The organism is Roseateles chitinivorans (assembly GCF_050632145.1).
GTDB classification, from domain to species: Bacteria; Pseudomonadota; Gammaproteobacteria; order Burkholderiales; family Burkholderiaceae_C; genus Roseateles; species Roseateles chitinivorans_B.
In genome coordinates, this window is the sequence record NZ_CP192577.1 from 4,626,844 (window position 1) to 4,649,460 (window position 22,617).

Genomic DNA, 22,617 nt, shown 5'->3' on the forward strand with positions numbered 1-22,617 from the left:
TCGTCGTGATCTCGGCCCTGGCCACGTCAGCGCGTGCAGACCCTGTTGACGTGCCGTGGCAGGCAGACGCAACGGCGCATGGCGAGTGGCAGATCGCCCCGGGCAAGTTTGCCGAGTGGTGCACTCAGTTGCGTCAAGGGGAGAAAGTCCAGTGGCGGTTCGACGCCGACGCGCCGTTGAACTTCAACGTGCACTACCACGAGGGAAAAGAGGTGCGCTTTCCCGCCAAACAGGATACGGCGAGCAAGTCCGAAGGTTTACTCGACGTTCCCAGCGATCAGCACTACTGCTGGATGTGGTCCAACAAGTCCAAGGCAGCTGTGACGGCGCGCGCGACGCTACGAAAGGTCCCTTGAGCCACCCCGGCGGCGCTGCGCAACAAACCACGATGTAGATCACGTCACTGCGACAGCACTTCTTGCAAACACCTTTGCCTGACTTGCCCCGATGAGGCAGGCAGGCAGGGGCGTGCGCATTTTTCAGCTTGATTCCGAGCTGTCCGGTGGAACTCAACCGCGCTTCGCCGGGTGCGTGATTTGCTCGCTGAAATGGCCGAATCGCCGGCGAACATATGGAGCGAAAGATCATGGCTCATCAGGAATTCGACTCGTGCATCGACGCGTGCGACGACTGCGCGGCTGCGTGCAATCACTGCGCCAGCGCCTGTCTCCAAGAGACGGACGTGAACGCGATGTCACGCTGCATCGCGCTCGACATTGACTGCGCCGCGATCTGCCAGCTCGCGTCGGCCGCGATGGCTCGCAACAGCGAGCACGCCGGCTCGATCTGCAAGCTTTGCGCGGACATCTGCGAAGCATGCGCAAAGGAATGTGGGCAGCACGAGATGGACCATTGCGCGGCCTGCGCGCGGGCGTGTCGGCGTTGCGCCGACGAGTGCCGTCGCATGGCTGAAACGGCCAGCGCATAGGCCGGCGCATCGGTCAGAGCACGGGCCAGAGGGACCGCGCTCCTGGGCAGGGCGCCATCGGTAGCGCCCATACCGTGTCTGTTGCGAGGAACTCTGAACGTTCTCGAACGAACCCGGGAATGCGCAAGTTCTGGGTAGGGACTACCAGAAAGTGCTGGACCTTCCCACGATAGGAGGCTTCAAAGTGGCACTTGCCGGAACGTTCCGGTCTGATAGGGAGTAGCCCATGCTTGAGTTTGAAGTCCCCGACATGAGCTGCCGCAGTTGCGTCAGCAAGATCAGCAAGGCAATCAGGGAGGTGGATCCCCAGGCGCAGGTGGACGTGGACCTGGCTTCCAAGCGCGTGCGAGTCGACTCGACCGGGTCGGCGCCGGAGGAGCTCAGCGCGGCCATCGCTCAGGCGGGATACACCCCCAGTGTGCAGACACAAGTCACGTTGAGGGCCGGCGCCGAGGGCAACGGCATCAGCTGCTGCGGCGGTTGCCGATAGCCGCATTGCCATTGGTAGTGCGAGCCAGAGGTTGCGCGAGGCCGTCGCCTGCCTGTAAGGCTGTGGCGCGATGCATCCACACCGTCATGTCCCAACAAGCGGAAGCAGAAAAATGAGCGAAGACGCCAGCGATCAAGCTTCGGGTCACCGTCACGCGCAGACCGCGCCAAGTGGCGCCTCAGCCGTGCCTCAGTTCACCTGCCCCATGCACCCCGATATCCATCAAGATGGTCCCGGGCGCTGCCCGAGGTGCGGCATGCAGCTGATCCAGACAGCAGGCGACAACGGCCAGAACCTTGCACCCGCAGGAACGTATCAGGGATCGGAACACTGCTGCTCCAATCTCGCTTCATCTGACTCTGAGCCGCCGGCGCAGGCCTCAGCTCCAAGCTTGCCCGCACAGGCGTCGATGATCTACACCTGCCCCATGCATCCGGAGGTCCGGCAAGATCACCCGGGTAGCTGCCCGAAGTGCGGCATGACCTTGGAGCCCCTCATTCCTGAGGCCGCTCAAGACGATGACAACCCTGAACTTCGCGACTTCGCGCGACGCTTTTGGTGGACCTTGCCGCTGACCGCGACCGTGACGGTCCTGGCCATGGCCGGTCATCGAGTGGGGTGGCTCTCACCGACCAGGCAGAGCTGGGTGGAACTTGTGCTGTCGTTGCCAATCGTTCTTTGGGCGGGTTGGCCGTTCTTGGTGCGGTGCGTGCAGTCGGTGAAGCTGCGCAGCCCCAACATGTGGACCTTGATAGGCCTGGGGATCGGAGCCGCCTTTGCCTACAGCATCGTCGCCACGATGGTGCCCCACGTATTCCCATCGAGCTTCATGGCTCATGGCCGCATTGGCGTGTATTTCGAGGCCGCGGCGGTGATCATTTCGCTGACTCTGCTCGGCCAGATGCTGGAACTGCGCGCCCGCTCGCAGACCTCCGCGGCGATCAAGTCGCTGCTCGGCCTCGCTCCCAAAACCGCCAGACGAATCGATTCAGATGGCAGTGAGGCGGATGTACCGCTGACCCAGGTGCATGTGGGGGATCGCCTGCGCATCCGACCTGGCGAGAAGGTGCCGGTGGATGGCGTCGTCGAGGAGGGACAAAGCGCGATCGATGAATCGATGCTGACGGGAGAACCTGTACCTGTGACCAAGCGAGTTGGAGATCGAGTGATCGGCGCGACCATCAACACGTCAGGCGCGCTGATCATGCGATCGGAGCGTGTCGGGTCCCAGACGATGCTTTCTCAGATCGTACAGATGGTCGCCCAGGCCCAGCGCTCCAGGGCACCTATGCAGCGGATGGCAGACCAGGTCGCTGGCTGGTTTGTGCTGGCTGTCATCGCAGTGGCGCTGCTGTCGTTCTTCGCTTGGGGGCTGCTGGGTGGAGAGCAAGGATGGCAGTACGGCTTGATCAACGCGGTCAGTGTTCTGATCATTGCCTGCCCGTGCGCGTTAGGCTTGGCCACGCCGATGTCCATCATGGTGGCCACGGGGAAAGCGGCCACTCAAGGAATCTTGTTCCGGGACGCCTCTGCCATTGAACATCTGCGACGCGTGGACACGATGGTGGTCGACAAGACCGGCACGTTGACCGAAGGTCGACCGGTCTTCGAGCAGGTCATAGCGGCTCCGGGCCAAACCCAGGTCGAGGTGTTGCGCTTGGCCGCAAGCTTGGATCAGGGCAGCGAGCACCCGCTGGCCCAAGCGATCGTTCAAGCCGCGCGGGCTCAGAAGCTGGAGCTCGTAGCCGCCACGAACTTCGAGTCATCGACTGGCATCGGGGTGCGCGGCCAAGTCGCTGACCAACGCTTGTCGCTTGGCAACACGGCATTGATGGCACAGGACGGTGTTGATGTGAGCCCGCTGCGCAAGTCTGCTGAAGTGCTTCGGGCCCATGGCAGCAGCGTGATGTACCTGGCCGGCAACCAAGTGCTGATGGGTTTGCTGGCCGTCTCTGATCCCATCAAGCAGAGCACACCCGAAGCGCTACGTTCATTGCATGCGGCAGGTATGCGGGTCGTGATGGCAACCGGTGATGGCCTCACAACGGCGCAGGCAGTCGCGCGCGAATTGGGAATCGACGAGGTGCACGGCGAAGTGCAGCCCGCGGACAAGCTTGCGCTTGTGCAGCGTCTGCAAGATGAAGGTCGCGTCGTGGGCATGGCGGGAGACGGCATCAACGACGCTCCGGCGCTCGCAAAGGCCGATGTGGGCGTGGCCATGGGTACGGGCACCGACGTGGCCATGAACAGCGCGCAGTTGACGCTGGTCAAGGGCGATCTGCGCGGCATCGCTCGGGCCAAAGAGATCTCAGACGCGACGGTGACCAACATGCGTCAGAACCTGGGTTTCGCCTTTTTCTACAACGCGTTGGGCGTTCCTTTGGCCGCAGGTGTCCTGTATCCCTTCACCGGCTGGCTTCTGTCGCCGATGATCGCGGCGCTCGCCATGAGCTTGTCTTCGGTCAGCGTGGTATTCAATTCCCTGCGCCTGCGACAGGCCGCGCCAGCGCAGGAGGATGATCGACATCAGTGAAGGTACGCGGCCTTGCAAGCCTGAGCGAGCTGGTGCGCGACCAACCTCGGGACGGTCGCCACCAATGCCAACACCCCAGCGCAAGACGCTTGCCGTTCAGTAGCCGCGGTTGGTGTTCATGCGCCGAAGGGTGCCGTTCTCACGAGCCACACGCAACTCTTCCAGGACTTCTGCGCGACTGCGTCCTCCAGCTGCAGGCGCCTCGAACTGCAATGCGCTGCTTTGCGTTTGCGCCGCCGACGTCGACAGACCTTCCTTCGATGGGACGCGGCGAGCCGGCGCCGGTTCGAACTCAGGGGCATAGCCGCTCTCGCTGTTCATTTTGGCCAGCGAGCCATCTTCCCGGGCGCGCTTCAGATCGTCGATTACCTCGGCGCGAGTCCGGCCGCCTCCAGCAGCGGGTGCGTCGAACTGCAGCGGTGCCCTCTGGCCAACCGCAGCGGCGTTGGATGCCTTGGCGGGCACGGTTTGGCGACCGTCGGTTTCAAACTCCGGGGCGTAGCCTGCTTCGCTGTTGATCTTGGCCAACGAGCCGTCGGCTCGCGCCCGTTGCAGCTCGGCAATGACGTCCGCCCGCGTCTTGGTCGACGGCATGAGGTGGTAAGAACCTCCCGTTTCGCTGTTGCTTTGCGTGAAGCCACTATCGGCGAGCGCCGGGGTAGCCATCGCAACGAGCGCTGCAGCGGCGGCCGATGCGAAGGGGGTGACGATTCGGGACATGATGAACTCCTGTAGGTTGTCTCGCGAGCGACCCCCTTGGCGAGGGGGTGCTCGGGGCCTTGGCGTCGAGATTGATCGCCATGGAGAGCACTGTAGAAATCTGGCGGCCACAAAGGCCTGTCGAGACCATTACGAAGCTGTCATGGACTGACACGCGTCCTAGCATTGGGATTGCCTCTTGCCCTTGAGAGCCAGCCACCTCACGTCGTGATCGGGCTGGTCCTTCAACCTTCTCGCAGGAGCGCCTCATGAACTCAATCCACGTTTTTCGCAAGCTCGGACTCATCGCGATCGCCGGCGCCTTGAGCGCCGCTGCCGCCTTTGCGCAGTCGTCGAACCCCGCTTCGGAACAACTCAAGAAGTCGATGGACGCGGGCATGCGATCGATGCAAGGGATGAAGCTCAGCGGTGATACCGACATGGACTTCGCCATGATGATGAAAATGCATCATCAACAGGCGCTTGAGATGGCGAAGGTTCAAGTCCAGCAAGGAAGATCTGCGCCCCTGAAGACGATGGCCCAGAAGATCATCGACGACCAGACAAAGGAGATCGCGCAGCTCGATGCTTGGATGCAGCAGCACCATCGGTGACCCAAGTCGGGAGAGCCCGGCCGACGAGGGCAAACAAGATGAGGCGCTCCAGCCACTCCGTGGGCAGACGTCCAGGCGTGCGCACCTGTTGGCCGGGCACGTTGAAGCGTGAACGGAAGAGAGTACGAGCCGTCCATGCGGCATCTGCACGCTGAGCTGAAGGGGCCCCATGGTTGGTCGCGTGCGGCCATGCAAGGGTTGCTACTACACTTAGGCGATCATGCTTCGCCGCCTTGCCCACCGCCTCACCGTCACGTGCTACGTGGCGCTGTCGCTGCTGTTCTCGCAGCTGGCGTTGGCTAACTATGTCTGCCCGCAAGAGCGGGACATGGCGGCGATGGCCGAGATGGTGGCGTCCGGATCGCCCTGCGAAGGCATGGACATGGACCAGCCCGCGCTGTGCGCGGAGCACTCGTCCGGCACACCCCAGTCGTTCGAGCCCATCAAGCTGCCGACCCTCGCGCCGGCCCTGGTGGTGTCGATCCTGGAGGTGAGCTTCGACCTTGGCGACGATGGCCGCCTGGCAGCTTCGGCGGCGACGCCCGCTGAGGATCGACCGCCACCCGATCCAATCTTCCTTTCCACGCTCAGACTCCGAGTCTGATCAGCTCCGTCGATTGACTGGCGCCGGCGCGGCACGTCCGCTCCCCGGCCTCGTTGTCGTTCGTCTTCGGAGCTCTCGTGAACCCAAGAATCACCCTGCGCGCCGCCGCCTTGGCTGCCGCATTGCTGCCCCTGCTGAGTCAGGGCGCCACTCTCACGCTTGACCAGGCCATGAGCCTAGCGGTCCAGCGATCGGAAGCAACCCGGTCCGCCAGGGCCGGCGTCACAAGCGCAGTCGAATCCGCGCGCGCCGCTGCCCAATTGCCGGATCCCGTGCTGCGCGCTGGCATCGACAACCTGCCCATTTCCGGCAGCGACCGCTTCAGCGGTCGGGATTCGATGACCATGAAGCGTGTCGGTATCTCTCAGGAATGGCTGTCCGCCAGCAAACGCGCAGCGCGACAAGCCGTTGCGGATGCCGCAGTACAACGCGAGGCCGCAGTCGCGCTGGCCTCGCAGACCGACGTGCGCCTGCAGACCGGTCTGGCATACCTGGATGTCTACTTCGCGCGCTCGGCGTTGGAGTTGGTGAGGGAGGCGGAGCATCACGCCCATGACGAGCTGGAGGCCGCCCGCGCGCGGTTCGCTTCGGCCACGGCGACCAGCCAGGAAGTGCTCGGACTGTCCGGTGCGCGCGGCATGGCGGAAGACGAGACCGCCGAGGCGCGTCAGCAATTGGAAGTGGCGCGTGTCGCGTTGACACGCTGGATCGGAGCTTCCGTCGATGACCTGGCCGCGCCGGAGGCGCTGCCGGCGCCCACCGAGTCCGCGTACGTTGCGAATCATCCTGCCGTCATCGCTGCGGAGCGGGATGTCGATCTGGCTCGCGCGGACACCGAGTCGGCGCGAACAAATCGCCACCCGAACTGGTCCTGGGAGGTGAGCTACGGACAGCGGTCGCGCTATCCGGACATGGTGTCGGTGGGCATCAGCATCCCGCTCGCAATTGCGCCGGCGCAACGCCAGGACCGCGAGCTCGCGGCCAAGCTCGCCCTCGCGGAGAAGGCTGAGGCACAGCTCGCGGAGACGACCCGCATGGCCAGCGGCGAGTACCGCATGCTTGCCGCCGAAGCGGCGCGCCTGGCCGGACGCGTGGACCGCTATCGGACGGCGGTCGTCCTGCCGGCGCAGCAGCGCACCGCCGTGGCGATGGCCGCCTATCGTTCGAACCAGGTGCCGCTGACCACGCTCTTCGAATCGCGCCACGCCGAACTGGAGGCGCGGCGCAAGCTCCTTGCGCTCCAGCGCGATCTGGCCAGGGCGCAAGCGTCGCTGGCGTTCAAGGCCGTGGTCGAAGGAGACCGTCAATGAAGCGCGCAGCAGTCGTTGTTTCGCTGGTGGCGATCGGTGTCGCGCTGGCGCTGGGTGGCTTCTACGTCGGACGAACGGTCGATGGCACCGTCCGCATGGACGACGGACGACCCGCGGCGGCCTCCGCCGCCGGGAGTGATCGCAAGGTGCTGTACTGGCACGACCCCATGGTCCCGGGACGTCGCTTCGACAAGCCCGGCAAATCCCCGTTCATGGACATGCAGCTGGTGCCGGTGTTCGCCGACGAAGCCACGGACGCCGGTGTCAGGATCGGCGCCACGGTGCAGCAGAACCTCGGCGTGCGCACGGTTGCCGCGAAGATGACCGACGTGTCGTCGTCCTTCGACGCGGTTGGCGCAGTGCAGTTCGATGAAAGGCTCAACGTCGCCGTCCAGACGCGCGTCGCGGGCTACGTCGAACGCCTGCTCGTGCGGGCGCCCATGTCCACGGTGCGAAAGGGGCAGCCGCTCGCCACGATCTTCGCGCCGGATTGGCTGGGACCCCTGAACGAACTGCTGGCGCTGAAGCGTGCTGGCGCCGCGCCGGAGTTGATCGCGGCTGCACGGGAACGCCTGAAGGCGATGTCCATTCCCGAGACCTTGGTCCGGCACAGCGAGGACGCGGGCACGGCTCAGGCGCGCTTCACCCTCGATGCGCCTGCGGGCGGCGTAGTAGCAGAGCTGGGCGTTCGCGAAGGTGTGGCGGTGGCGGCAGGAACCACGCTCTTCCGCATCGTCGGCCTGGAACGTGTGTGGGCGGTGGTTGAGGTGCCGGAGGCTCAGGCGGCCGGCTTGGCACGCGGCCAGAAGGTCAGCGCGACGCTGCAGTCCGACGCTGCGCAAATGTTCGACGGTGAACTGAAGGAGATCCTTCCTCAAGTCAGCGCCGACACGCGCACGCTGCAGGCGCGCTTCGAGGTAGACAACCGGAGCGGGAAGCTGGTGCCCGGCATGCTGCTGCGCCTACGGATCGCTGGCGCGACCGCATCACGGCTCGTTGTGCCCGCCGAGGCCGTGATCCGCACCGGAGCACGCGCCGTCGTCATCGTTCGCCAACAGGGCGGCACATTCGAGCCGCGGGAGGTCAAGCTGGGGGTGGATCTGGGCAACGACGTCGAGGTCCTCGATGGGGTGCGTCCCGGTGAGGAGGTGGTGGCCAGCGGCCAGTTCCTCATCGATTCCGAGGCGAACTTGAAGTCCTCGCTGGGGACGATGAGCGCGGCGCCGGCCGTGCCTTCCGCCTCTATGACGTCGATGGCTTCCGGCCCTGTCGTAACGCCGAAATCCGCTGTCGCCGCGACCACGTATCGCGCAGAGGGCACGATCGAGAGCATCGATGCCGACAGCATCACCCTGTCGCACGGCCCCGTGCCGGCCCTGAAGTGGCCTGGCATGACCATGGGCTTCAGTAAGCCTGATCCCCATGCCTTCGCCGACGTGAAGCCCGGCGACAAGGTCCGTATCGAGTTCGGGCAAGGCGGCCCCATGGAGTGGGAACTCGTGTCGGTGCGCAGGATCGGAGGCGCGCCATGATCGCCGCGCTCATCCGCTGGTCCATCGGCAACCGCTTCCTGGTGCTCATTGCCACCGCAATGCTGGTCGCCGCGGGCCTGTGGTCCGTCGCACGCACGCCGGTGGACGCCTTGCCCGACCTGTCGGACACACAGGTCATCGTGCGAACCAGCTACCCGGGCAAGCCGCCGCAGGTGGTCGAGGACCTGGTCACCTACCCGCTGACCACGACGATGCTCAGCGTCCCCGGCGCGAAGACCGTCCGCGGGTACAGCTTCTTCGGCGACTCCTTCGTCTATGTGCTCTTCGACGATCGGACCGACCCGTACTGGGCCCGATCCCGTGTGAGTGAGGCGTTGGGCCAGGTCCAAGGTCGGCTGCCGCCGGGGGCCACCGCGGTGCTGGGTCCGGATGCGACCGGCGTGGGCTGGATCTACGAATACGCCCTGGTCGATCGCACGGGCGCGCACGACCTCGGGCAACTGCGCGCGCTCAACGACTGGTTCCTGAAGTTCGAGCTCAAGACGGTGCCGGACGTGGCCGAAGTGGCCAGCCTGGGCGGCATGGTCCGGCAGTACCAGATCGTGCTCGATCCGGATCGGATGCGCGCGCTCGGCGTGACGCAGGAGGCCGTCCTGGCCGCGTTGCGTGATGCCAATCAGGCCTCGGGAGGCTCCGTGGTGGAAATGGCGGAGAGCGAGTACATGGTGCGATCGCGCGGTTTCCTGAAGTCGCTCGACGACTTCCGCGACATCCCGATCCGCGTCGCGCGGGCTACGCCAGTGAGGCTGCGGGAGGTTGCTTTCGTGCAGGTCGGTCCCGAGATGCGCCGTGGCATCGCCGAGCTCGACGGCGAAGGTGAGGTCGCCGGCGGCGTGATCGTCATGCGCTCGGGGAAGAACGCCCGGACGACGATCGAGGCGGTCAAGGCCAGGATCGCCGAGCTCAAGCCGGGTCTGCCGCCGGGTGTGGAGATCGTGGAGACCTACGACCGGTCGACCCTCATCGATCGCGCGGTCGACCATCTGCGCGACAAGCTCATCGAGGAGTTCATTGTCGTGGCGGTGGTCTGCGCGGTGTTCCTGTTCCACCTGCGCTCCGCGCTGGTCGCGGTCGTGACCTTGCCCGTGGGGGTGCTGACGGCCTTCATCGTGATGCATTGGCAGGGTCTGAGCGCCAACATCTTGAGCCTGGGCGGCGTCGCGATCGCGCTGGGCGCGATGGTCGACGCGAGCGTGGTGCTGGTCGAAGCCGCGCATAAGCATCTGGAGCACTTCGAGGCGCGACAGGGGCGGCCGGCCGGTATCGCGGAGCGCTGGGCGCTCATCACCGAGGCCGCCGTCGAGGTCGGCCCGGCGCTGTTCTTCTCGCTGCTGGTGATCACGCTGTCCTTCCTGCCGGTGTTCACGCTGGAGGCGCAGGAGGGGCGGCTGTTCTCGCCGCTTGCGCTGACCAAGACCTATGCGATGGCCGCGGCCGCCGGCCTGTCCGTGACCTTGGTACCCGTGCTGATGGGCTATCTGATCCGGGGGCGCATCCCGAAGGAGACCGCCAATCCGATCAACCGGCTGCTCATCGCAATCTACCGGCCGGCGTTGGAGGCCGTGCTGCGATTCCCCAAGGCGACGCTGCTGGCATCGGTGCTCGTGCTGGCGATGACGGCGGTGCCGCTGATGAGACTTGGCGGCGAGTTCATGCCGCCCCTGGATGAGGGCGATCTGCTGTACATGCCGTCGGCGCTGCCCGGGCTGTCCGCGTCCAAGGCGGCGGAACTGCTGCAGCAGACCGACCGGCTCATCAAGACGGTGCCCGAAGTGGAGCGTGTCTTCGGCAAGGCGGGTCGCGCGGACACCGCGACGGATCCGGCACCGCTGGAGATGTTCGAGACGACGATCCGCTTCAAGCCGCGGGCGCAGTGGCGATCCGGCATGACCCCGGAAAAGCTCACCGAGGAACTGGACCGTGTCGTCAAGGTTCCCGGCCTGTCCAACGTCTGGGTGCCGCCCATCCGCAATCGCATCGACATGCTGGCGACCGGCATCAAGAGCCCGGTCGGCATCAAGGTGTCCGGTCCCGACCTGGCCACGTTGGACCGGCTGACGACGCAGATCGAATCGGCCGTCAAGCCAGTGCCCGGCGTGTCGTCCGCGTTGGCGGAGCGGCTGACCGGCGGCCGCTACATCGATGTCGATGTCGATCGCGCAGCCGCGGCGCGGTATGGACTGTCCGTGGTCGCGGTGCAGGCCATCGTCTCGACAGCCATCGGCGGCGAGAACGTCGGCGAGGTGATCGCGGGACGCGAGCGGTACCCCATCAACGTTCGATACCCGCGAGAGATCCGGGATTCGCTGGAGCGCCTACGCAAGCTGCCGTTCGTGACAGACCAGGGCGCGACCGTGCTGCTGCAGGACGTGGCGCGCGTGACGGTCGAAGAGGGGCCGCCCATGCTGCGCAGCGAGAACGCCCGGCTGTCCGGCTGGGTGTACGTCGATGTCCGCGGACGGGACCTGCGCTCGGTGGTCCGCGACATGCAATCGGCAGTGACGCAGCGCGTGGCTCTGCCGGCGGGCTATGCGCTGTCGTGGTCCGGCCAGTTCGAGTATCTGGAGCGCGCGACCGAGCGTCTGAAGGTGGTTGTGCCGGCCACGCTCGCCGTGATCTTCGTGCTGCTCTACCTGCTGTTCCGCTCGGCGGGTGACGCGCTGCTCGTGATGGCGGCGGTGCCGCTGTCGCTCGTGGGCGGCTTCTGGCTGGTGTGGGCGCTCGGCCATGCGGTGTCCGTAGCCACCGCCGTGGGCTTCATCGCCTTGGCCGGCCTGGCGGCGGAGTTCGGCGTGGTCATGCTGGTCTACCTCAAGAACGCGCATGCGCAGCGCCTGGCGGCCGGCGAGCCGGACGACGATGCCACGCTGCTCGCGGCGATCCGCGAAGGCGCCGTCCTGCGCGTGCGACCCAAGGCGATGACCGTCGCCGTGGTGATGGCGGGGCTGCTGCCCATCCTGCTCGGCAGCGGGACGGGATCCGAAGTCATGGGGCGCATCGCCGCGCCGATGGTGGGCGGCATGGTCACGGCACCGCTGCTCAGCATGCTCGTCGTTCCGGCCGCCTGGTACCTGCTACGGCGTCGACGCACCGCGGCGCCGCAAGTCTCCGACTCGCCTCCCATCGTTTCACCTTTCCAACCCACGCAACTCTGAAGGAGTTTCATCGATGAAGACCATCAACATGCTTGCCACCGCGCTGTTCGCCCTCGCCGGGATGCAGGCTCATGCTCAGGGCTCGTCTGGCACGATGTCCATGCCGATGCCGAGCAAGAACGCTGCGTCGGCCGCCATGCCCCTGGTGCAGGGCGAGGTGCGCAAGGTCGACCTCGCCAAGGGCCAAGTCGTCCTGCGGCATGGCGACATTCCCAATCTCGCGATGCCGGGGATGACCATGGGGTTTGACGTTGCAGAGAAGAGGCTGCTCGACGGCCTCAAGGTCGGCGATCAAGTCGAGTTCCAGGCCGAAATGATCAAGGGCAAGGCGACGGTGACGGAGCTCAAGCGGCGCTGATCTCAATTCGGTGGCACTTGATTGCAGGGCATCGGTGCTCCGATGAACACATGGCGGATGGGGCGGCGTGCTGCGAATGCCGGCGCCCCCGCAAAGGCCCAACTGTTTCAGGTAGGGTGTTCCCTAGTTCCTTAAGCCCATCGCCAACAGCGAACGCGAAGTCACCTCGCCACGGAGGAGCTGGGGGTCAGGTTTCGCCTTGAGCAAGCCAACTCGACACGCTGGTCGCTTCGAATGCGAAACGCCCGTTGTTCGGCATCGCCTTCTTCCGTGTTTCTGACTACCATCTTCGCCCAACGACGGATTGGGGCAGCACCTTCCAGGGCCGCGATCGACGTGCCAGTCGGCGTCGTTTGCACCACCCCGGGGTCCTGACCGATGAGCAACATCACCGAGACTGCGTATCCTCAGCTTCGAGAAGAGGTCCCGGAGAAGGATCTCCTGGCGTTGTTCACTCCATCGCAGAAGGAGCGTCAGTTTGTTGCTGACGCCTACCGTCGTGCAACGACACAGGCGCTCATCACCATGCAGCTGAAGGTGCTTCAGCGATTGGGTTATTTCCCGATGGCGGCGGATATCCCTTCGGTGATCGTGCGCCACATCTGCAAGCACTTTGGAGTGCCAGTCTTTGGAGCCAGAGATCTCAAGGCCTACGACGAGTCGGGGAGCAAGTCAATCCACCATCGGCTCCTCCGCGAGTACGCAGGACTGAAGGTCCTGGGAGCTGACGGAAGCGAGTGGCTCGACGATCAAGCGATCAAGGCGGCCCAGACGAAGCAGGAGTTGCCCGACATCATCAACGTGTTGCTCGAAGAGTTGCTTCATCACCGCTTCGAGCTGCCGGGCTTCGTGACCTTGTCTCGCGCTGCCGCAAGGGCAAGATCACGGGTCAACGACAGCCTGCAGCACGCCGTCGCCTCCCGCCTGGACGAGCACCAACGTGAACGCATCGATAGCCTCTTCAGAACGCGCTCTGGAAAGAGCCAGTGGGAACAACTCAAACGCGAACCCAAGCAACCGAGCGTTCGAGAGGTGGCCAGCTACCTGACGCACATTGAGGCGGTTCGCAAGCTGGCAGATGCGCTGCCCACGGCCAACGAGATGCCAGTGTCGAAGCGCACGCAGTTTGTGCTCGAAGCCCGAGCCTTGAACGTGCGAGAGATGGCCGCGCTCAAGCCGGTGAAGCGCTATGCACTCGCTGTGCTTCTCATTCACGCCCAGCTTCAGAAGGCCGTGGATGACGTGGCCGAGATCTTCATTCGATCCGTCAGGAACATGCACAACCTGGCGCGCGAGCGGCTGAAGGAGTACCAGCTTGAGCACGTCGCCCAAGGTGAGGCCCTCATTGCGCAGTTCCGCGATGTCCTCACGGCCTTCGAAGAAGATGGCAGCGATCCGGCCCGCGTCGAGCGCATGCGCAAGATCCTCGACGAGGAGCCGTCAATCTGGATCGAGCGATGCGATGAACACATGGCGTTCGCTGGGAATAACTACTACCCGTTCATGCTGCAGCAGTACCGCAGCAAACGCGCGCTCTTGTTTCAGTGCCTCGATGCCATGCAGCTGAAGTCATCGTCTCCGGATGAGAGTCTTCTGAAGACCGTTGCCTGGATGATGCAGTTCCGCTCCAGCCACAAGGAGTTCGTACGGGCAGATGCCGGACTTGAAGCCGTTGAACTGTCGTGGCTCTCAGAGCGACGGTGGCGCAACTTGATCGAGGGTGTCGGACCCAATGAAGGTCTGCTGCACCGAAAGTACCTTGAGCTCTGCGTCTTCTCCCATGTCATGGAGGAACTGAAGTCAGGTGACCTGTATGTCCAGAACAGCGATCAGTTTGACGACTATCGTGATCACTTGGTTGGTTGGGACGAGTTTGACGCTGAAGTGACCGACTACGCCAGCATGGTGGGGCTGCCAACAGACGGTGACGCCTTGGTGGCGCTGTTGAAGCAACAACTGCTTGAAGTAGCCCAGAAGGTCGACGATCGCTTCCCTGACAACGAGCACGTCGCTCTCACGGAGAACGGCCTGCTCCTCAGGCGCGCCGATCGAGCGCCGCCGCCAGATGGCTTGCCTGAGCTCGATCAAGCGATCACGAACTCCATGGCCACGACGAGCATTCTCGACGTGCTGACCGAGACCGAGCGATGGTTAGACCTGCACAAGCAGTTCGGACCGCTGTCCGGGTTCGAAAGCAAGGTTGACGATCCGCGCAAGCGGTTTCTGACCACGCTGTTCTGCTACGGCTGCAATCTCGGCCCAACCCAAACGGCCTTGTCAGTCAAGGGTCTCTCGCGAAAACAGGTGGCCTGGCTGAATCTTCACCACGTGACCGAGGAGCGGTTGGACAAAGCGATCTTCAAGGTCGTCAATGCCTACAACCGGTTCGCGCTTCCCCAGTTTTGGGGCACGGGCAAGTCGGCTTCTGCCGATGGCACCAAGTGGAACGTCTACGAGCAGAACCTGATGTCCGAGTACCACCTGAGGTACGGGGGCTACGGCGGGATCGGCTACTACCACGTGTCCGACATGTACATCGCCTTGTTCGGGAACTTCATTCCCTGCGGCGTGTATGAAGCGGTGTACATCCTTGATGGACTCGTCAAGAACGAGTCGGACATCCAGCCCGATACGCTACACGGCGACACGCAGGCTCAAAGCGCGCCGGTCTTCGGACTTGCGCACTTGCTTGGCATCAAGCTCATGCCTCGCATCCGGAACATCAAGGATCTCGTGTTCTATAGGGCTGAGGCCGGCGTCCCATACAAGCACATCCAGAGCCTGTTCCGCGGAACCATCGACTGGGATCTGCTGGCCTTGCACTATCGAGACATGCTGCGTGTCGCTGTATCGATCAAATTGGGGAAGATCACGCCGTCGATGATCCTGCGCCGCCTGGGTACGTTTAGCCGTAAGAACAAGCTTTACTTCGCCTTCAGAGAGTTGGGCAGAGTGATCCGGACGATGTTTCTCCTGAACTACGTTAACGACATCGAGTTGCGGCGCTCCATCCACGCCGCCACCAACAAGAGCGAGGAATTCAATAACTTCGTGAAGTGGCTGTTCTTCGGAGGGAGGGGATCATTGCTGAGAACCTCCGACACGAGCAGCGGAAGGTCATCAAGTACAGCCAGTTAGTGGCCAACATGGTCATCCTTCACAACGTCCAATGGATGTCGCGCAAGCTGAAGGAACTGCAGGCCGAAGGCTTCTTGCTCGGCGAGCCAGTGCTTCGCGGGCTGTCGCCTTACAGAACCGCCCACATCAATAGGTTCGGCGACTACACACTGGACCTGTCAAAGCCCGTCGAGCCGATCGACTACAAGATTAGATTCTGAAGTCCTGACAAGCACTTAGGTAGCTTCCTGCGGATTTTTCAGGAATCACGGCCGACCCTCAGGTCCTGTGCCCAGCATCGGCGCTCGGCCGGCGAGGCGCTGTCGCTGGTCCACAGGTGCATGTCGCCGAACACGCGCACGCCGCCGACGACGGCCTTGATCGACGGGATCCACACGAAGCTGTAGAAGCCCGCCGGGCCCTCCAGGCCCACGACCTGCAGCGACTGGCCTTCGAGCTCGATGCGGTCGCCCTTCAGCACCTCGGGCACGATGGGATGCTTCGGGCCGTTGGCCCCCAGCATCGGTCCCCAGACCTTCAACTTCCCGGGCAGGCTGCTCCGGATATGCGCCACGGTGGCCGGGGTGGCGACGATGCGGGCGTCGGGAAACGCCTGGTGGATCACCTCCAGCCCGAAGTAGTAGTCCGGGTCGCCCTGGCTCACGTACACGAGCTTCAGTCGCTTGCCGCTGGCCAGCACGTCGGCCACCAGGCGATGGGCATCGGCACGGGTGAACTGCGCGTCGATCAGCACCGCCTCGGTCCTGCCGCTGACCAGGACCGAGGCGACGTGGAAGCTCCGGGCGTCGGCGCGGTAGGTCTGCAGGTGCAGCGGGGCCTCCTCGGCGCGGGCGGGTTGCCCCAGCAGCAAGGCCAGGGCGGCGGCGAGCGAGAGGGCGACGGTGGAGATCGGGTGCTTCATGGGTGCGGCGTCCTTGTGGACAGGTGGAGAAGGGCCGCAGAATGCCGAGTCCACGAACTTTTCGTAAGTACGTACCAAAAGGTAAGCCCATGATCACCACCCTGCTGGGGTACGTCCCCGAGGAACCCGGCGCGCGCGGCGAACTGCTGGCGGCCGACTGCCCGTCACGCGACGTCATGCAGCACGTCACCGGCCGCTGGGGCGTGATGGTCCTGCTGGTGCTGCTCAAGGGCACGCACCGTTTCAGCGAACTGCGGCGCAGCATCGGCGGCGTCAGCGAGAAGATGCTGGCGCAGACCCTGCAGGCGCTGGAGGGCGACGGCTTCGTGCTGCGCACCTCGCATCCGGAGATGCCGCCTCGCGTGGAGTACCGCCTGTCGCCGATGGGCATCGAGGTGGCGCAGATGGTGGAGGCGTTGGCCGACTGGATCGAAGGCAGCCTGCCACGCATCCTGCGGCATCGGGCGCAGGCGGCGGCAGGCGCCTGAGGCCTCAGAGCGACCGCAGCCAGGCGAGCAGCGCGTCGCGATCCGCCTTCGACAGCTGCTCGAAGCGCCGGCGCGATCGCTCCGCTTCCCCGCCGTGCCACAGGATGGCCTCCGTCAGCGTGCGGGCGCGCCCGTCATGCAGGTAACCCACCGGGATCGCCTCGGCCACCTGCTCGGTGTAGCCGATGCCCCACAGCGGCGACGTGCGCCACATCGCGCCCCGCGCCTGGCCCTCGGGCAGCGAGTCCGCCAGCGCCGGGCCCATGTCGTGCAGCAGCAGGTCGGTGAAGGGGTGGATCGTCTGGTTGCGCAGTTCCGCGAACGGATGGGTCCGGCCCGTCTTCATCTCCGCCGTGTGGCAGGCCGCGCAGCGCAGCGCGTCGAACACCCGGCGGCCGGCGGCCACCTGCACCGGATCGATGCGATGCGCCTGCGGCGGAGAGACCCCTTCGGGAACCCGCTCGCCAGGCTGCGCTGCGCCGGCACGGCCAGCAGCTGCATGTACTGCGTCAACGCGGTGAGGTCGGCTTCCTGGATGCCTTTTTGCGCCGACGCCGTGCGGCAACCCGCCGGGTCCGTCGAGCAGCTGCGGTTCGGGAACACCGGCGACGCCACCGACATGTCGTTCAGCAGCGCCGCGGCCACCTGGTGGCGCAGGCTGGCCTTGGACGCCTTCCAGCCGAAGCGGCCCAGCCGCGTCGCGCCGGTCTCCGGATCGACGACGAAGTTCGCCTGGCCCAGGACGCCGTCCGAATCGGGTCTCGATCGCGCGCGCGCCAGGATGTCCGCTTCGGGCACGGCCTCCAGCAGGCCGAGGCCGATCATCGGTTGGGCGGCCCTCGCCGACCACAGGGACGGGGCGGGGCCGTCGAAGCCGAACGTCGGTCGGCGCAGCGCGATCGTCGTGCCGTCGGCCAGCGTGACGGCGCGGGTCTCGAAGCCCGTCACCTTGACCCCGTTCCCCCGTCCAGCACCTTGCCGGAGGCCGACGCCACATGCATCTGGATCGCCGAGCCGTAGCGCGGGTCCGGACGGATCGCGCCGTCGGCGTCCTTCACGCCCACGTGGAAGGCCATCCCGTCCACGCGCTGGTCGACCATGAACGGCGCGGGGCTGCGGCCGTTGTTGGCGTGGCATTGCACGCAGGTCGTCGCATTGAAGCGGGCCCCCGCCAAGCCGGCGATGGCGGCCATCGGCTCGTTGCCGGGCTCGAGGTGCTCCCCGGTCACGACGCTGCTGTGGGCGGTGCGGCGACCTTCCACGAAGCGCTGCATGTTCTGCATGCCGATGTGGTTGACCGGCTGCTGGAACATCCGGAGGCCTTCATCCGAATAGTTGTACGAGACGGAACCGAGGCCGCCCGACAGCGTGGACGCCGGCAGCGGCGCGCTGTTCAGGCGGGGTTGGACGCCGTACCACGGGGTCAGGCCTTGCCCCACGACGTAGAGCCATTCGCCGGCGACGTAGCGCAGTCCGCCGCTGTCGCCGGCGGACTGCATGGACGGCGTCGTCGTGGACATCGACGGGGCCACCTCGATCGGATCGCCGATCCGCAGCGGCCTGGCGTTCACGCGGGTGCCGTCGGGAAAGCCGTCGGCGCCCAGGCCGGCATGATCCGGGTAGTCCTTGATCACGACCGTGCAGTGGTCGGGGCCGGGCTGGCCGTTGGCGGGATAGTCCACCGGCCGGCAGATCGTGCCCGTCGGGTCCAGCAGCTCGCCGTTGTTCATCCAGCCATAGGCGGTCACGCCGACGCGGTCGAAGGCGCGGAAGAACGCGGTCCCGCCCGGCAGGAAGTCCACGGTCGGGTTGTAGGTGTTGACCTTCAGCGTGGGTCGCGTGACACCGGCCACCCGGCTGTCGTCGATGATCTCCAGCCCCCACGTGCGGTGCCTGAAGGAATTCGGCACGAAGGCCAGCGCGGCCCCCGACCCCCGGTCCACCGGGTGACCCGTCGCGTCGACGGTCTCGTTGGGGCCGTTGCCGACCTCGTTCCACTCCTCGCCGCGCTCGCGGCCATGGCGGCCGACGCCGCGGTTGCCGAAGCGCGTGACCAGCGTGCCGTCGGGCAGGGTGAACTGCAGCGTCTCGACCGGCGCCTGCGGCTGGAACAGCGGGACCAGGTCCGTGCCGCGGGCGGGCACGGGGAAGGGCGTCGTGATCAGCACCGGGAGGCCGTTGCCGGCCTCCGACGCGCTGTCGGCCCCCCGGAGGCCCCGGACGCCCCGGAAACCGCAACGGGCGCGGTGTCCTCCGCCTTGACCCCGCCGCCGGACCGCAAGCCCGGGATACCCGGACCGCCGTGGCCCTGCGGGCTGCCATCGCCCCCGTAGGCCAGCATCAGCGTGCTGCCGACGAGTGCGGGGACCAGCGCGCAGCCCACGGCGATGCCGAGTTGCCTGAACGCCATGGATGGTCCCCTCCCGTGCCTGTGGGTGCGATTGGTGCCCCTTCTTCGAGGGACGAGCGGCGGGAGTGTCGGCGTTTGTTTTGCCGACCGGCAAGTTTAAATGTGTGTCGAATTGATGCGGCGTCAGGCGTGGGAGACCGCCGCGGGGTCCGGCGCCTTCGGTCCGCCGACCGCGCCGAGCGCGCCGCCCCAGACGTGGTACAGCGCCTGCAGCACCACGTACTTCAGCATCTGCGTGGTGACGTTGGCATCCTTTTCGCTGAGGCCGTAGTTCTGCATCAGCGTCGTCGGCAGGCTGGCCACCATGGCCGTCAGGCCGCCGAAGCCGGCGCTGAGGATGGCATGCGAGGTCCAGCCCACCTTGCTGGCGAAGACGTCGCCCAGGGCCTCCGGGAAGGTGCTCTTCAGGTTCTTCACGTGGGCGCCGGCGCGCGCGGCGGCGCTGAGGATCTGCTCCGCGGCCGGCTTCTGCAGGTGATCGAGGCAGGCGCCGAGGTCGTCCCGCGCCAGGAAGTGCTGGAAGCCGGCGCGCCCGGCGCTGACGTCGAAGTCGTTCTTGATGACCCGCATGCCGCCCCCGCCCAGCGGCAGGCCGAGGGCCGGGTCGAGGATGCCGTCCATGGCGGCACGCTTCTCGGGCTGGCCCTTGAGCTCGTAGTTGAGCATCGCGGGGATGCGCACCAGCCCGTTGCGCACGGCACCGTAGCTCAGGCCCGCCGCCTTCGAGTTGTCGGCGGCCATGCTGGTCTTGGTGGGCGGGTTCGCGCTGGCGATGGGCTCGGGCAACTGCTCGCCCGGCGGGCGCGTGAAGTAGGCGTCCTTGAAGGTCTTGCCCGTGGCGGCACCGGACGCGACGTCCAGCATCGACAGCGCGAAGCCCATCACCGCGCCGGTGATGAGCGCCGGCACGGCGACCGGCAACGAGGGCATCGCCTTCATCAGGCCGGTGAGGGTCAGGTCGGCGAGCTTCAGGTTGGCCGGGATGGTGCCGAGGTTGAAACCGCTGGCCGAGGCCATGCCGTGCATCATCGCCGTGCCCTGGTCGCGCCACTGCACCTGCTTGAGCACGGAGACGAAGTCGTCGCGGTTGTGGATGCCGCGCGACTCGAGCACCGCGGCCTGCTGCGTGGCCAGGCGCTCCAGCGCGGGGATGTCTTCGGGGCCCTGGCGCATCGCGCTGAGCAGGTAGGCGACGCAGCCGGTGACGTCCTCGGGCAGCTTCTGCGCGAGCGAGCCGATGTCGATGCGCGGGTTGACGTCACGCGGGCTCGGCACGGTGGCCGCGCTCAGCGAGGCCAGGCCGCCGGGCGCGCGGGGACCGGGGTCCGCCTCCGCGCGGGGCAGGGGATCGAACGCGCCCGGCATGCCGCGGGTGAGTTGGGTGATCTCGTCGTGCGTCTCGCGCGGCAGCGCGGACGAGTGGCCGGTCTCGGTGGCCGCGCTGCGACGCTGCTCGGTGATCGACGGCGCACTGCCGCTGCGCAGCGCATCGCTGGCGAGCGAACTGCTGCTGCCGTTGAGGTTGGCGGTCAGCGGCGTCATCGGGATGTTCTCGCCGCTGCCGTGCGGATCGGCCGCCCGCCCGGCGCCGCCGCTGCTCGCGGACGACGTCCGGCTGAGCACCTTGGGGGCCGTCTGGCGCGGTGGCGTGGACGGCCGCGACCGCGCTGGCGCCTCCGATCCGCCGTCGGTCTTCGTCGCCTCGCGGGACGATCGACGCGAGGACAGGCCCTCGGGCAGGATGTGTTCGCTCGAGGATGGCCTCGACGGGGTCTCGACGACGGCCGGCGTGATCGGCGTGATCGACGTCATGGGCGTCGCCTGCGTCTGCGGCCCGGTGAGTGTCTCGGCCGACGGGGGAGGGAGGGTGATCGCGCGTGCGGTGGGGATGGTGCTGCTCATGACGCCTGGCGTGCCGTTACATCGATGCGGCATCGTCGGCAGTGCGTCCCCCGTCCGAGGGCCGGATCCGAACGGGTGCCCGCGGATGCGAAGCGAGGTCGCGCAGCGCCGCGGCCAGCGTCGGGAAGCGGTAGACGAAGCCACCCGCCTGGGCGATACGCGGCACGACGCGCTGCCCGTCCAGCAGCAGCGTCGACATCTCGCCCGCGAGCCACCGCAGCGGCGCCGCCGGCATCCGCATCCAGGCGGTGCGACCGAAGGACGCGGCGAGGACGGTCGAGAACACCGCCTGCGAGCAGCGGTCCGGCGCTACCGCGTTGACGGCACCGCGCACATCCGGGCGACGCAGCGCCCAGTCGATGAAGCCGACGGCGTCGTCCAGGTGGATCCACGGCACCGGCTGGCGGCCGTCGCCCAGCTGCGCGCCCAGCCCGAGGCGCGCCGCGAGCGCCTGCATCGGATAGGCGCCGTCCTCGCGGCCAAGGATCACGCCGAAGCGCAGCCGTACCACCCGCATGCCGACCGTTTCCAGCCGCATCGCCTCATGCTCGATGGCGGCGCAGAGGTCGGACTGGAAGACGCCCGGTTGCGCGGGCGACCCTTCGTCGCAGAGTTCGGCGGCCGCCGGCGCGCCGTAGAAGCCCACCGCGGACGCCGCCACCAGCACCTGCGGAGGACGCTCCAGCCGACGCGCCAGCCGATGGAGCTGCTCGGTCAGGCCCGTGCGGCTCTCCATCAGCTCGCGCCGACGCGCGCGGGTCCACGGGCGGCCGAGCACGCGGGCGCCGGCCAGATGGACGATGGCCTCGAGGCGGGTCTCGGCGGCGATGTCGTCGAGCGCGCCGATCACGGCGATGTCCGCGCCGAACTGGAGCCGCGCCTGCTTCGGGTCGCGCGACAGCACGATCAGCCGGCGACCCTGCGACCGCAGGCGACGCACCAGCGCCTGGCCAACGAATCCGGTCGCGCCGGTGATCAGCACCGCCGGCGCCAGCCGAGGCACCGCAGGCAGCGCCGGCTGCTCACGCAGGGCCGCGCTCTCGCGGCCCAGGCGACGCACGGCCAGCGCGTTGCGCACGCTCCACGCCCACACGACGATCGCCATGGCCGTGAAGAGCCATGACACGAGGCCGCGTCCGGCGGGCGCCAGGCCGGTCGGCTGCTGCCACCACTCGATCAGGCGCGGCCCCATCAATCCGAGGAACAGCCCGTAGCAGACCGTCAGCACGGTGTGCAGCCAGCGCTCGAAGGGCGGCAACTGGCGGGTACGGTCTTCCTCCAGGAAGTCGGTCAGCGTGATGACGACTTCCACGCCCAGCACCGCCGCGACCGCGACGGCGAGCGCGCCGTGCCACGACCACCAGGCCAGGCCGAGGAAGAGGGCGCCGTACAGCGCCTCGCGTCCCGCGTGCAGGGCGAGTTCGCGCCGGGCGCCGCGCTGCTGCGGCAGCCGCGCGGCCCATTCGTGGTGCCAGAGGTTGTCGAACGCGCCGAGCAGCGCCTGGCCGATGAGGACGGCATCGAGGATGTGCAT

At 66.5% G+C, this 22,617-nt stretch carries 18 protein-coding genes and 1 pseudogene; 12 read left to right on the forward strand and 7 right to left on the reverse strand.

Translation table 11 applies throughout. The features are described 5' to 3' along the window. Positions 1-5: 5 nt before the first annotated feature. The 4 genes from ACQ86G_RS21295 (at position 6) to ACQ86G_RS21310 (ending at position 3,951) form a co-directional block, all read left to right on the forward strand. Positions 6-356 carry a hypothetical protein gene (locus ACQ86G_RS21295; RefSeq protein ID WP_431257174.1) on the forward strand — a complete coding sequence of 117 codons (351 nt, stop codon included), beginning with the start codon at positions 6-8 and terminating at the stop codon, positions 354-356. Positions 357-586: 230 nt separating this feature from the next. After that, positions 587-928 (forward strand): four-helix bundle copper-binding protein, encoded by a 342-nt coding sequence (locus ACQ86G_RS21300; protein WP_088404581.1) that lies wholly within the window; start codon positions 587-589, stop codon positions 926-928. A 226-nt stretch (positions 929-1,154) separates the two neighbouring features. Continuing rightward, on the forward strand, positions 1,155-1,418 hold the full coding sequence (locus ACQ86G_RS21305; RefSeq protein ID WP_088404229.1) for a heavy-metal-associated domain-containing protein: 264 nt from the start codon (positions 1,155-1,157) through the stop codon (positions 1,416-1,418). 112 nt (positions 1,419-1,530) lie between these two features. Next, entirely contained in the window at positions 1,531-3,951 is a 2,421-nt protein-coding gene (locus ACQ86G_RS21310) for a copper-transporting P-type ATPase (RefSeq protein WP_431257175.1), read from the forward strand. 96 nt (positions 3,952-4,047) lie between these two features. On the opposite strand, the gene ACQ86G_RS21315 is transcribed toward ACQ86G_RS21310, so the two are convergent. Then, positions 4,048-4,671, reverse strand: a complete 624-nt coding sequence (locus ACQ86G_RS21315) for a DUF4148 domain-containing protein (protein ID WP_088404227.1) — start codon at positions 4,669-4,671, stop codon at positions 4,048-4,050. 248 nt (positions 4,672-4,919) lie between these two features. Here ACQ86G_RS21315 and ACQ86G_RS21320 point away from each other — a divergent pair, with 248 nt between their 5' ends. The 7 genes and pseudogenes from ACQ86G_RS21320 to ACQ86G_RS21350 all read left to right on the forward strand — a co-directional run bounded on the left by ACQ86G_RS21320 (position 4,920) and on the right by ACQ86G_RS21350 (position 15,582). Next, complete coding sequence (locus tag ACQ86G_RS21320) at positions 4,920-5,264, forward strand: DUF305 domain-containing protein (RefSeq protein ID WP_431257176.1); 345 nt, start codon at positions 4,920-4,922, stop codon at positions 5,262-5,264. A gap of 262 nt (positions 5,265-5,526) precedes the next feature. Then, entirely contained in the window at positions 5,527-5,868 is a 342-nt protein-coding gene (locus tag ACQ86G_RS21325) for a hypothetical protein (RefSeq protein WP_431257177.1), read from the forward strand. 77 nt (positions 5,869-5,945) lie between these two features. Beyond that, the gene (locus tag ACQ86G_RS21330; RefSeq protein WP_431257178.1) at positions 5,946-7,178 is read left to right on the forward strand and encodes a TolC family protein; all 1,233 of its coding nucleotides are present in this window, start codon (positions 5,946-5,948) and stop codon (positions 7,176-7,178) included. Further along, a complete protein-coding gene (locus ACQ86G_RS21335) occupies positions 7,175-8,710 on the forward strand; it encodes an efflux RND transporter periplasmic adaptor subunit (protein WP_431257179.1) in 1,536 nt (511 codons plus the stop codon). The genes ACQ86G_RS21330 and ACQ86G_RS21335 overlap by 4 nt, the downstream gene beginning before the upstream one ends. Further along, positions 8,707-11,886, forward strand: coding sequence for an efflux RND transporter permease subunit (locus ACQ86G_RS21340; RefSeq protein ID WP_431257180.1), 3,180 nt, complete (start codon positions 8,707-8,709; stop codon positions 11,884-11,886). The genes ACQ86G_RS21335 and ACQ86G_RS21340 overlap by 4 nt, the downstream gene beginning before the upstream one ends. A 13-nt stretch (positions 11,887-11,899) precedes the next feature. Further along, entirely contained in the window at positions 11,900-12,244 is a 345-nt protein-coding gene (locus tag ACQ86G_RS21345) for a copper-binding protein (RefSeq protein WP_431257181.1), read from the forward strand. A gap of 378 nt (positions 12,245-12,622) precedes the next feature. Next, a pseudogene (locus ACQ86G_RS21350) lies at positions 12,623-15,582 on the forward strand (Tn3 family transposase). Positions 15,583-15,620: 38 nt separating this feature from the next. Here ACQ86G_RS21350 and ACQ86G_RS21355 read toward each other — a convergent pair. Then, the gene (locus tag ACQ86G_RS21355; protein WP_431257182.1) at positions 15,621-16,283 is read right to left on the reverse strand and encodes an MBL fold metallo-hydrolase; all 663 of its coding nucleotides are present in this window, start codon (positions 16,281-16,283) and stop codon (positions 15,621-15,623) included. Positions 16,284-16,372: 89 nt separating this feature from the next. Between ACQ86G_RS21355 and ACQ86G_RS21360 the strand changes: the two genes are divergently transcribed. Next, positions 16,373-16,771 (forward strand): winged helix-turn-helix transcriptional regulator, encoded by a 399-nt coding sequence (locus tag ACQ86G_RS21360; protein ID WP_431257183.1) that lies wholly within the window; start codon positions 16,373-16,375, stop codon positions 16,769-16,771. A gap of 4 nt (positions 16,772-16,775) precedes the next feature. Here the strand turns inward: ACQ86G_RS21360 and ACQ86G_RS21365 are convergent, their stop codons facing one another. From ACQ86G_RS21365 to ACQ86G_RS21385, 5 genes are all read right to left on the reverse strand, one after another. Further along, positions 16,776-17,183 (reverse strand): di-heme oxidoredictase family protein, encoded by a 408-nt coding sequence (locus tag ACQ86G_RS21365; protein WP_431257184.1) that lies wholly within the window; start codon positions 17,181-17,183, stop codon positions 16,776-16,778. Continuing rightward, the gene (locus tag ACQ86G_RS21370) at positions 17,114-17,719 is read right to left on the reverse strand and encodes a di-heme oxidoredictase family protein (RefSeq protein ID WP_431257185.1); all 606 of its coding nucleotides are present in this window, start codon (positions 17,717-17,719) and stop codon (positions 17,114-17,116) included. Before ACQ86G_RS21370 ends, ACQ86G_RS21365 begins: the two co-directional genes overlap by 70 nt. Then, a complete protein-coding gene (locus ACQ86G_RS21375; RefSeq protein ID WP_431257186.1) occupies positions 17,716-18,939 on the reverse strand; it encodes a hypothetical protein in 1,224 nt (407 codons plus the stop codon). Before ACQ86G_RS21375 ends, ACQ86G_RS21370 begins: the two co-directional genes overlap by 4 nt. A 365-nt stretch (positions 18,940-19,304) precedes the next feature. Further along, positions 19,305-21,083 (reverse strand): hypothetical protein, encoded by a 1,779-nt coding sequence (locus ACQ86G_RS21380; RefSeq protein ID WP_431257187.1) that lies wholly within the window; start codon positions 21,081-21,083, stop codon positions 19,305-19,307. Positions 21,084-21,099: 16 nt separating this feature from the next. Beyond that, the gene (locus ACQ86G_RS21385; protein WP_431257188.1) at positions 21,100-22,617 is read right to left on the reverse strand and encodes a TIGR01777 family oxidoreductase; all 1,518 of its coding nucleotides are present in this window, start codon (positions 22,615-22,617) and stop codon (positions 21,100-21,102) included.